The organism is Bacillus sp. BML-BC051 (genome assembly GCF_019656175.1).
Taxonomy (GTDB): domain Bacteria; phylum Bacillota; class Bacilli; order Bacillales; family Bacillaceae_G; genus Bacillus_A; species Bacillus_A mobilis.
Window position 1 is genome coordinate 1 of the sequence record NZ_BPLI01000121.1, and the last position, 11,102, is coordinate 11,102.

General features: G+C 34.5%; 10 protein-coding genes. 1 reads left to right on the forward strand and 9 read right to left on the reverse strand.

What is annotated here, in order from left to right; genetic code table 11:
• From K5S59_RS29225 to K5S59_RS29265, 9 genes are all read right to left on the reverse strand, one after another.
• On the reverse strand, positions 1-909 hold a 909-nt coding region (locus tag K5S59_RS29225), incomplete at its 3' end, for a nuclease/transposase family protein (RefSeq protein WP_483298346.1).
• 170 nt (positions 910-1,079) lie between these two features.
• Positions 1,080-2,309, reverse strand: a complete 1,230-nt coding sequence (locus tag K5S59_RS29230; RefSeq protein ID WP_001139651.1) for an MFS transporter — start codon at positions 2,307-2,309, stop codon at positions 1,080-1,082.
• Position 2,310: 1 nt separating this feature from the next.
• Positions 2,311-2,847, reverse strand: a complete 537-nt coding sequence (locus K5S59_RS29235) for an NADPH-dependent FMN reductase (RefSeq protein WP_000780350.1) — start codon at positions 2,845-2,847, stop codon at positions 2,311-2,313.
• 148 nt (positions 2,848-2,995) lie between these two features.
• Entirely contained in the window at positions 2,996-4,147 is a 1,152-nt protein-coding gene (locus K5S59_RS29240) for a CgeB family protein (protein ID WP_120449956.1), read from the reverse strand.
• A gap of 34 nt (positions 4,148-4,181) precedes the next feature.
• On the reverse strand, positions 4,182-5,402 hold the full coding sequence (locus K5S59_RS29245; protein ID WP_098259046.1) for a tetratricopeptide repeat-containing glycosyltransferase: 1,221 nt from the start codon (positions 5,400-5,402) through the stop codon (positions 4,182-4,184).
• 271 nt (positions 5,403-5,673) lie between these two features.
• Positions 5,674-6,570, reverse strand: coding sequence for a phosphogluconate dehydrogenase (NAD(+)-dependent, decarboxylating) (gene gnd / locus K5S59_RS29250; RefSeq protein WP_000765991.1), 897 nt, complete (start codon positions 6,568-6,570; stop codon positions 5,674-5,676).
• 18 nt (positions 6,571-6,588) lie between these two features.
• Positions 6,589-7,938, reverse strand: a complete 1,350-nt coding sequence (locus K5S59_RS29255; RefSeq protein WP_120449954.1) for a GntP family permease — start codon at positions 7,936-7,938, stop codon at positions 6,589-6,591.
• Between the two features lie 14 nt (positions 7,939-7,952).
• Positions 7,953-9,491, reverse strand: coding sequence for a gluconokinase (gntK, locus tag K5S59_RS29260; protein ID WP_098259047.1), 1,539 nt, complete (start codon positions 9,489-9,491; stop codon positions 7,953-7,955).
• Positions 9,492-9,911: 420 nt separating this feature from the next.
• Complete coding sequence (locus K5S59_RS29265; RefSeq protein ID WP_000372087.1) at positions 9,912-10,349, reverse strand: Lrp/AsnC family transcriptional regulator; 438 nt, start codon at positions 10,347-10,349, stop codon at positions 9,912-9,914.
• Positions 10,350-10,491: 142 nt separating this feature from the next.
• Here K5S59_RS29265 and K5S59_RS29270 point away from each other — a divergent pair, with 142 nt between their 5' ends.
• Positions 10,492-11,073 (forward strand): DJ-1/PfpI family protein, encoded by a 582-nt coding sequence (locus tag K5S59_RS29270; RefSeq protein ID WP_120449952.1) that lies wholly within the window; start codon positions 10,492-10,494, stop codon positions 11,071-11,073.
• Positions 11,074-11,102 lie beyond the last annotated feature (29 nt).

Below are 11,102 nucleotides of genomic sequence, written 5' to 3' on the forward strand. Positions count from 1 at the left end.
TCTAAGAATGCTTGTAAAATGACTCTTCATTTTGTTGTAATATTGATTTATACTTTTGACATGTTTGCCCTTAACAAGGACAGGTTTCATACCTGTGTTTGTTACGATGGTTGCAAGGTTATCAATCCCTAAATCAATACTCATATAACGAGCATTCTCTTCAATAATTTGTTGTTCAGAAGGAACATCAATTACCAATTCCACTACATATTCATTGTATTTTGGAATCACACGAACTTGTTTCAGTTTACCTTCAGTGAAATCTAGTTTCCCAATATTTAATTGTAATTTCGTCTTTGGAAACTTTAAAAATCTACCGTTTTTAATGATGCAATCTTGGTTTGTATACAGAATCTCTTTTTCAGAAGAACGAATATACTTTGGGATCCTAGGCATTCCAGCATATTTGTTTGGATTCTTTTTATAGTCTTTTAAACTAGCAAAAAAAGATTTCCAATTTTGGAACAAACCTTTCATGATTGACTGGCTACATTGCGTAGGCAAAGCTCGATAATCATTTTGAATCATAGTCTTAAATAGTGCATCTAGAAAGTTGTAATCTACATAAGGGTTTTCAAAATTAGGTTCTGAAAACAAATTACATGTAATCTCTTTCTGTTCTTCTTTAGGCTTTAATTTCTCTTTTTCCAATTTCTTCTGATAGGCAAGAAGTTGTGTGTCATTCATCTTACCAATATTTTTATGAATATTATCCAGAACTTCTTTTTGCAAAGGCTGCGACTCTTTTTCTTGTGTTAATCCAGTGTACACCTGGCGTATATAAAAGTTTGTGGTGTTGTACATGTTCTTAGCGTTATGACAACATTCTTGAAAATAAGAATACATACGATGCCCTTTTTTAATCCAAATTTGAAGAGTTTTATAGTTTGATGGGTTTTCCTTTGTCATTTTATTCACCTCCTTGTTAAGGATATTATAGCAAAAAAGAACATACGTTTCCGTTTTTTTCTCGAAAATAAAATATTTCTTTCGATTCACCTCACCACCTTCACTTACGTTTAGAGGTGGGAGTCCTCTCGAAAGGAATGATAGAAAAAGATTGGAAGGCAGAAGGTTTTTTAAACGATTGATTTATTAGAAACGTTCGTCCCTACTTTACGTTGTGAATATACATAATAAAGAGCAATTCCTAATGATAGAATCAATATACAGCTAAGTACGTAAAACGGGAGCATTACCCCAGTTTTAGATACACCAGCTGTAAACAGCATTAATAATACAATTCGTATTCCTGTACCAATTAATCGAAATAAGCTGTCTACACGTCCCATTACTTCGTTTGGAATTTCCTCCATCATCAATACATTTCTTGCGACTCTTGTACCCGCATTTCCAATTGCATGAAAAATTGCAAGTCCATATAACAACATTACGGAAGGTTCAATAATCATTGCGGTAATTGAAATTACATATAGGAACATCGTCATGACGATTGAAATTTCTATTTTGATATATTTCATCATAATTGGAATACTTATTCCCGCAAGAACCGCTCCGACACCGTACATCATACCTTCTATTGCGTATACTGAGGCACTGGCTTTTAATATATCTGAAATGTATACCGGGATTAAATAATTTGCCATCATAACACCGATAAAAGGCATATAAGTCGCAAGTAAAAACCAAAAGAACTTCGGACGCTTTTGCATGAAGTGAATTCCTTCGAACAATTGCTTCTTAAATGTTACTTTCTTTTTTACTTCCTTTTTCTTTACGTACGGTATACATAAGAAAAGGATGAATGCTCCTGCAAAAGTTAACATATCTACTAACAAAATCCATTTTAAAGAAATGATTTCAATAAGAAAGCTTGCAGCCGCTCCTGATATAACTTGCGTTAACTGTCCTTGTATTTCCATTGTTCCACTTAAATTTTTATAATGTTCTGCTTGAAATATCTCTTGGTTGAACGCAAATATTGTAGGATAAAATAATAAATAGTAAAATGACCCTGCTATATATATAAGAATATAGTGAATTGAATGATAAGGTTGCCCAGTAAATCCCCATATAGCCATCATTCCTATAACGACTATTCCAATACCTTCATTACATAATAATAAAGATTTTCTTGAAAAACGATCAATACTTTGCCCAATAAACGGTGTTAATAAAAACATAATAAGAGTTGCGATGATGGAAACATAACCAAACGTTGTATCTCCACCACTCTCTTTAATTAACAACCACGGAATCGTTATCATAACAATTCCGGAACCAATAGCTGATAAACTATTGGCCCCTAGAATAAAATACAAGCGTGAATCTTTATACAGAGATGGCATATCACTCAACTCCTAGTTGTTTTTTCACCTCTTTATATACGCCCATATATGCTTTTAATTCTTTAACTAAATCATGAATTAATGGTTTTGCATCTTCTCCCAGTTCACCGTCTTGTACATGAAGTCCATCAAGCACAACTTGTTTTGGGATGGCATTTGCGTATACCCCTCTAGCAACAGTGCGCATACTGTTTAATGCGTTAATTCCACCTTTACCGCCTCCTGCAACTGCAAGTAATGCGACTGGTTTATGAACAAATTCACTACTACTTAAGTAATCTAACGAATTTTTCAACGCACCACTCATTGCATTATGATATTCAGGTGTACATAGTACTACACCGTCTGCAGTTTTCACTAACGCCTTTAATTTTTTTACCGCTTCTAATTCACGTTGTGATTCTTCCCCATTATATAAAGGCAGTTCCTCTGCTGCTAAATCGTATAACTCCCCTTCAAATTGATCAGCAATATATTTTGCCACCACACGCGTTCTACCGAATTTTCTTGGTGTACCGTTAATAACGACTAGTTTCATAATTATTTCTCCCCTTTGTTTTCAAGTTACACTTATATATTATCAGAAATTTCTATACAAAATACAATATAAAGAGGGAACTAGCTTGATAAAATAGTATGATAGGCAAAAAAAGAACTCATACGAAAGTATGAGTTCTTCACAATTACTATTCTCCACCCTTATGACTCAGTATACCTCTGCTTCCATTCGCTTCAAAATGGGTATACGCTTTTTCTGCTAATTTATTACGTTCTCCTGGTAAGGCTATATATTTCAAAATATTTTCTATTATTTTTTCGTACGAAGTAAACAAAATTCCTGGCCACTCCATCTCGTCCTCTGGATTACTATTTTCCGAAATAATAAACTTTCTATTTGCCACTGCATAAGATATCCGAGGTGTTTCAAGAATACCTGACAAGTAAAAATGAATATTTAATATAATTTTAGACCTAGCAATCAGCTCATTTCTAGCAATTCCCCACGCATTATTTTTAAAAACTATATTTAAATTTGGAGCAGCTGCCTTCAATTGATCAAAAATAGCTTGCCGCCTCGGATTAAGAGCACCTATAAACAGTATATCAATATCTTCAGTAATCTCATCTTCAAATGCATCTTTTTTTATTTCCAAAATTGGAGCATAGTTCATTCCTACATGTTTTATTTCTTTTCCTACCCCTTTTTGTTTTAACCATGCTATATTTTGTTTACTATAATCCCAAATTTCCTTATCTTTTAATAACATTAAATAAAAGGGATGCGCATAAGGACTTCCTTCATATAGCTGTTCTAAATTATAAATAATTGCATTTTTCGGAAGTAGATTCGGGTTATGTGCATATGTATGCGCTCCAAAAACAATTGTATTTTTCACATTTTCTAGTATTGTTTCTGATATAATTGCTGTATTTCCTTCCTGCTCCAATCGCCATTTCAAAGCTCGTGCAACATCTATAAAACTTCCATACGTCTTTGGGCATATAAAAAGACAATAATCATATTCTTTATTCAAATAAGCTTCCATTAACCTTAAATTATTTTTATATAAATCCACATCCGGATATTTCAGTAAAAGCTCATTTGCATGTTTTCTTGCTACTTTATATAATCCAGCATAATAAGCAGCAATGCACCTTCTTAATTCAATTCTTTGCCGATGCTCATCTGAGGCGTCCATGTCTAAAAGAAGGTTTGCGACACAATACGCTTTTAAATGATCACGATCATAATAGTAATCTAGTAGTGGCATCAATTCTTCATACGTATTTCCATGCACAGATTCACCTAATTCAAGCGCCCATCGTATTAATTCCATGATTATTCCACTACTCCTTTAACCGAAATTGTATTTAATAAAATTTCGCATTACTTTCTACCATATTTGCTATATGCAACGGTAACTCTTCTTTTTTCGATTCCAAATATTTTTGTGATACTGCACCTAAATGTTTTTTATGCGGTATATAAAAAGCACTTATAGAAATCTCATAGTCAAATAAGTAATCATACACATGATAATCTACAAATAGAAGGTCATTTTTCGGAAAAGGAATTTCCTTCCCTTGCAACGCATACATCAAAGCAATATTATTTTGAGATTTTAATCGATACATTCTTGCAAGCTGGTATAATGGTTCAGCCCGAGTTGGTCTATATTCCCACGCTTTTTGAAAATAAAGAATAGCTAATGCTGTATATTGCTCTTCTTGATTCTTTGCATTTGCTATTTCATCAGCTTCTGTTACTTCATATTGTTTATTTGCTGAACGGTTTGCTAATTGTTCATAACAAAATCCTATTCGCAATAACGAATAGAACACCTCTTCAACCCATCCCCCTGCTTCCACTCGTTTTTTATACCATTTAATCGAATCTTCAAGTTGACTTAAATGAAAATAAGTTTGGGCTAAATAAAATAAATATCTTATATGCAAATCTGGCGTTGTTTCTGGATCACTCAATCCTTGTAACAACAACCTCTCATCTCTCTCAAATTTATCAGCTTTACTCCCACCATCTCCAGGATCGTTAACGACAAGTGTCTCTAGCCTATCTACTCTCGTAACATAATTCGCATCAACTTTTGAACGATCTATATCCCAATACTCATGAGTAACACCGACAGATTTCCATGGTAAAGAAGCTTTTAGAAGGCGTGTAAGCCAATACTTAATATGAATATCATATTGCAATGTAAGATAATGGTCTTCTGTTAAACTAGTCTTATCAAAATCAGGATCAACTTCTAATATCATATCCGCATCTAATATTAATAAATAATCTGCTTCTGGATATGTTTTTTGTGCCAATGAAACAGCTAAACTTCTGTTATAACCAAAGTTTTTAAATGGTTCATGATGAACTGTTCCAGGGACTTCATTTTCTTTACACCAATTTTCAATAATTTCAGGTGTATTATCAGTTGATCCCGTATCACAAATAGAAACAAAATCTACAATTGATTTTGTAGCATTTAAACATCTTTCCATAATTCTAGACTCGTTTTTAACAATCATACAAAGACATAACTTTTTTTCTTCTCCTGCATTCTTTACTTGCTCATTTCCCATTTAACCACCTCATATTTTATTAACACGCTCTTTTCATATGTAACACTATTTCATAGCTTCACTGATGACATAACCATCCTTTTACTATTTATGAAAACTTCATTTTATTTATTCTTATTTTTATGTTGGGACATCTTTCATACTTCCCTTTATATTTGATACAATCAGTACAAATAAACAATGATTGATTGGTATTTATAAATTAGAAATTTCTTACACTATAAAAAAAGAAACTTGCGCTTATACACAAGTTTCTTTTCAAAATCATTTCCTATTTTTTCACAACTTCATGTCCACCGAACTGATTACGAAGAGCTGAAACTACTTTTCCGTGGAATGTATCATCTTCTTGAGAACGGTAACGCATAAATAATGACATTGCGATTACTGGTGCTGCCGCTTGAAGTTCAAGTGCGGTTTCCACAGTCCATTTCCCTTCTCCTGAAGAGTTCATTACCCCTTTAATACCATCTAGTTTAGGATCCTCTGCAAATGCCTTTTCAGTTAAGTCCATTAACCAACCACGGATAACTGATCCGTTTGCCCATACTTTTGCAACATCTTCATAATTGAAATCAAAATCACTTTTATCTAATACTTCAAATCCTTCAGCGATTGCTTGCATCATGCCGTACTCAATGCCGTTATGAACCATTTTTAAGAAATGACCACTTCCGACGCGGCCTGCATAAGAATACCCATTCTCTACTGCTAAATCTTTAAATAAAGGTTCTAATTGATCGTAAATTTCTTTTTCTCCACCAACCATTAAGCAAGCACCGTCTCTAGCTCCTTCTACACCGCCTGATGTTCCGATATCTACGTAATGTAAACCAAAGCTTTTCGCTTCTTCCGCACGGCGTAACGTATCTTTATAGAATGAATTTCCACCTTCAATAACGATATCGCCTTCCTCTAATAATGGATACACATCTTTTAATACTGATTCAACAACTTCTCCCGCAGGTACCATTACCCAAATTGTACGCGGAGCTTCTAGTTCAGCAATCATTTCTTTTAATGTATGACGAGCAGTAATCCCTAAAGCCCCAGCCTTTTCAACAAGCTCTTTATTTACATCGTATACAACTACTTCATGCTTGTCTTCATATAAATGTTCTGCTAATGGGAATCCCATTTTTCCTAATCCAATTAAACCTAGTTTCATATTAATCAATCTCCCATTCTATACAAATATATTTAATAACGAAATTAGTCCAAGTGCTACAACAGATAATATTGTCTCCATTGCAGTCCATGTTAATAATGTTTCCTTCACAGTCATTCCGAAATACTCTTTAATCATCCAAAATCCAGAATCATTTACATGTGATAAAATTAATGATCCTGCACCTGTTGCAAGTGCTAATAGTTCAACGTTTACACCTGGTGTACTTGCTGCAATCGGTGCTACAATTCCAGCTGCTGTCATCATAGAAACTGTAGCAGATCCCGTCGCAATTCGGATAAGTGCCGCAATTCCCCAACCTAATAATATCGGTGAAATATGAGATTCTTTCGCCATTTCTGCGATTGTCGTTCCAATTCCAGAATCTAATAATACTTTATTAAACGCGCCGCCTGCACCGATAACTAACAGTATGTTCGCAATAGGCCCTAAACAATCATTTGTAAATTGTAATACTTTATCTTTTGAGAAACCTTTTGCATAACCAAGACTAAAGAAAGAATATATCGTTGCAATTAATAATGCGACGATTGGATCTCCAATAAAGTGTAATACTTGTGCAAGTTGACTTGATTTACTTAGCGCAACTTCCGCAATCGATGCACCTAGCATTAGAAATACTGGAAGTAAAATAGTAAACAATGTATTTCCGAAACTAGGAAGTTCCTTCTTCTTATCTCTTTCAATAAATTGCTCTGCTATATCTAATGGCACTTCTTTATGTATACGAGCACCAATCCATTTCCCGTAAAGCGGACCTGAAATGATTGCAGTTGGAAATCCGACAATTAATGCATATAAAATTGTTTTCCCTACATCTGCTTTAAAAATACCTACCGCTGCCATCGCTGCTGGATGCGGTGGCACGAGTCCGTGTACAACAGATAGTCCTGCTACTAGTGGAATACCGATTGTAATAAGTGATACCCCGGTTTCTAACGCAATTGTAAATACTAATGGAATTAATAGTACAAATCCAACTTGGAAAAATACTGGAATCCCTACTAAAAATGCAACAAACATCATTGCCCAGTGAACACGTTTTTTCCCAAAACGCCCAATTAATGTGTTAGCAATTCGTTCAGCACCACCAGATTCGGCCATCATTTTTCCAAGCATCGTTCCTAATGCTAAAACTATCGCTAAAAACCCTAACGTATTACCAAGCCCTAGTTTAATAGAATCGATAATCCCTGGATCTTTTGGTGAATTTCCAATCAATGGCATTCCCATTGCTAGCCCTACACCAATTGCTGTTAAAATTAACGCGACAAATGGATGCCATTTTACTACCGTAATAAGTAAAAGTAGTATGACAACTGCCGCTAGTACGATCCCAACTACCATTTCTCCCAATCCCCCTATTGTTTACGTTGGAAAGCAGCTATACAATCAAATTCTTCTTTCAAGCGATTGTAAAGTCGTTCATACATATAAAACATTTCTAAATATATAGCCGTATTTTCTTTATTCGGTACATGGTGATGTACAATATCAATCCAATCCTTTACCTCTTCAAGAGAATCAATTTTTCCTACAGCATATAAAGCAACTGCCGCTGCCCCAAGCGCAGATGCTTCATGACTTTCAGGAACAAGCAATTCTTTTCCCATCATATCGGATAGCATTTGTCTCCAAAATGCAGATTTCGCAAACCCTCCTGAAACGCGTATTTCAGTAAGTGGCCCTGTACAATCCCTAATTGCGAGTGCAACAGAATATACGCTCATACAAACACCTTCCATGACTGCTCGTATAAAATGTTCTCGTTTATGCTGAAGATTAATTCCAAAGAATGTACCACGCGCATTTGCATTCCAGTAAGGTGCACGTTCTCCAGAAAGAAACGGTAAAAATAGCAATCCACCCGCTCCAGCTGGTACACTTTCCGCATACTTAATTAATAAATCATATGGATCAATGCCAAGCTTCCTTGCAACTTCTTGTTCTGGGCTACCAAATTCATCACGTAACCATCTCAATAATATTCCGCCGTTATTCGTTGGTCCGCCGATCACCCAGTGCTCGTCTGTTAATGCATAACAAAATGTTCTTCCTTTTTCATCTGTATTAACACTTGATGAAATTGTTCGAACCGCACCACTTGTTCCAATCGTAATTGCAGCCGATCCAGCCGATATTGCCCCAACGCCTACATTCGCAAGAACACCATCACTTGCACCAATAACAACTGGAGTATCTTCACGAATGCCCATTCTTTGTGCTAATTCAGGTTTCATCCCCGATAAAATATATGTAGTTGGCACAGGTGTTGATAATTGTTCTGGTGACATATGTAACATCGTTAAAACATCTTCATCCCAGTTTAATGTTTCTAAATTAAATAACCCAGTAGCAGATGCTATCGAATAATCCACTACGTAACGTGAGAATAATTGATACAAAACATACTCTTTAATGGAAATAAATTTATAAGCACTCGCGTATAATTCTGGCTCTTCCTCTTTCATCCACAATAATTTACAAAGCGGCGACATCGGATGAATTGGTGTACCCGTTCGTCTATAAATGTCATGCCCATTCATATGTTGTAATAATTTTTCTGATTGCTTCGTACTTCGATTATCTGCCCAAATGATAGAACGCGTTAATGGCACACCATTTTCATCTACTGCAATTAATGCGTGCATCGCTGTACTAATACCGATTGAAGAAATATCTTCTGGTAACACGTTACCTTTTTCGATGGCAACGCTTACAGTTTTATATACAGCAGCACATATTACATCAGGATCTTGCTCAGCCCACCCGACTTTCGGTTGAATAATTGGATAATCAACTGCATGTGATGCAACGACTTTTCCTTTTTCTGTGAACACAACCGTTTTTGTACTTGTGGTACCGATATCAATCCCGATAACTCTCCCCCTTGTTTCCATGCGAATCTTCCCTTCGTTTCTAGCAAAATACGATCTAGTAAACCGTTTACATGAATTAGTATATAAAATATTTTTTCTTTAATCAAGTTTTAAAAAGAAAATTTTTTTCATTCAAAAAAATAAATCCCCTCATTCCATTTCACTTACATACTAAATTTAGATTTTCCCCGCAATAAATTTGCTTTATATTCGTTACGCAACACACTCTTTTTTTTCATTAAGAACACATACAGAGTCCTTCTTTACGTTCTACTCATTTGCATGAAAAGGAGTTGGAAAGCGATTTAAGTGTTACGTAACTTAGGCATCAGGCTAAGAAAACTGATTAAAGACCCTTATTTTTTATACAAGTCCGAAAAATAAGGGCTATTTTTAAAAGCTTATTAAGTAAGCAATGGTTAATTAATTAGGCCAGTATTTTTATTCTTCACTAATAAAGGGATCAATTATCTTTTTTTCATGTGAAGATAACACGATATTTGTTGATGGCGTACCATATTGCATCGAATCATCAATAAACTTTTCTAAACTTTCTACAGAATAAGTTGCTAATTTGACAATATAGCTAATTTCCCCTGCTACTCTGTAACACTCAATTACATCTGGATGATTATAGCAAAAGTTAGATAATGATTTACAATTCGTTGATTTAAACAATATAAGTGCCGAAATTGGACGATTAATTTTTTTTAGAGAAACATGTGCATGGTAACCTTCAATAATTTGTTGCTCCTCTAACTTCCTTACTCGCTCAATTACTGACGGAGAAGATAAATGAACTGCTTCAGCTAAATCCTTCATTGAAATTTTTGCATTTGACTGTAATAACCCCACGATTTTTTTATCAATTTGATCCATAAACTACCCAACCTTTTTTTATAAAATAGAATAACCTAAATCCTTTATATAATAAAGACAAACAACCAAAAATCCTTATTTAACTTATTCATCAGCTTTTTATATTTATATAAAATAAGGATATTAGGAGGCGATTTACGATATGAAAAAGATTTTATTATTATTAGCTGACGGATTTGAAGCAGTAGAAGCTAGTGTATTTACTGACGTACTAGGTTGGAATACGTGGGAAGGTGATGGATCGACCGAGGTCATAACAGTTGGTCTTCGGGATAAATTAACCTGTACTTGGAATTTTACTGTCATACCCGAAAAAACGATTGATAATATTCAATTGAATGAGTTTGATGCACTAGCTATTCCAGGAGGGTTTGAAGAATCTGGCTTTTATCGGGATGCATACAGTAAAGAATTCTTACATGTTATTCAACATTTTCATGCCAAACAGAAGCCTATTGCAAGTATTTGTGTTGCATCATTAGCGCTTGGTAAAAGTGGAATTCTTATAGATAAAAAAGCTACCACATACAGTCATCCAACGAGTAAACGAAAAGAGCAGTTAAAGAATTTCGGTGCAAAAGTACAAAATGATTTAATTGTTCAAGATGGAAATATTATTACATCTTCAAATCCAGGTACAGCTTTTGATGTTGCATTTTTATTACTTGAAAAATTAACATCTAAACAGAACGCTAAACATGTAAAGAATCTTATGGGGTTTTAAACATTAAACTTCAACAAAGAGATAATTCT

What these genes read in the sequence shown, in the direction of transcription:
- K5S59_RS29230 (WP_001139651.1), bottom strand. Translation starts at nt 2,309, where the DNA reads ATGCCATCTCTGTATAAAGATTCACGCTTGTATTTTATTCTAGGGGCC.
- K5S59_RS29235 (WP_000780350.1), bottom strand. Translation starts at nt 2,847, where the DNA reads ATGAAACTAGTCGTTATTAACGGTACACCAAGAAAATTCGGTAGAACG.
- K5S59_RS29240 (WP_120449956.1), bottom strand. Translation starts at nt 4,147, where the DNA reads ATGGAATTAATACGATGGGCGCTTGAATTAGGTGAATCTGTGCATGGA.
- K5S59_RS29245 (WP_098259046.1), bottom strand. Translation starts at nt 5,402, where the DNA reads ATGGGAAATGAGCAAGTAAAGAATGCAGGAGAAGAAAAAAAGTTATGT.
- gnd (WP_000765991.1), bottom strand. Translation starts at nt 6,570, where the DNA reads ATGAAACTAGGTTTAATTGGATTAGGAAAAATGGGATTCCCATTAGCA.
- K5S59_RS29255 (WP_120449954.1), bottom strand. Translation starts at nt 7,938, where the DNA reads ATGGTAGTTGGGATCGTACTAGCGGCAGTTGTCATACTACTTTTACTT.
- gntK (WP_098259047.1), bottom strand. Translation starts at nt 9,491, where the DNA reads ATGGAAACAAGGGGGAGAGTTATCGGGATTGATATCGGTACCACAAGT.
- K5S59_RS29265 (WP_000372087.1), bottom strand. Translation starts at nt 10,349, where the DNA reads ATGGATCAAATTGATAAAAAAATCGTGGGGTTATTACAGTCAAATGCA.
- K5S59_RS29270 (WP_120449952.1), top strand. Translation starts at nt 10,492, where the DNA reads ATGAAAAAGATTTTATTATTATTAGCTGACGGATTTGAAGCAGTAGAA.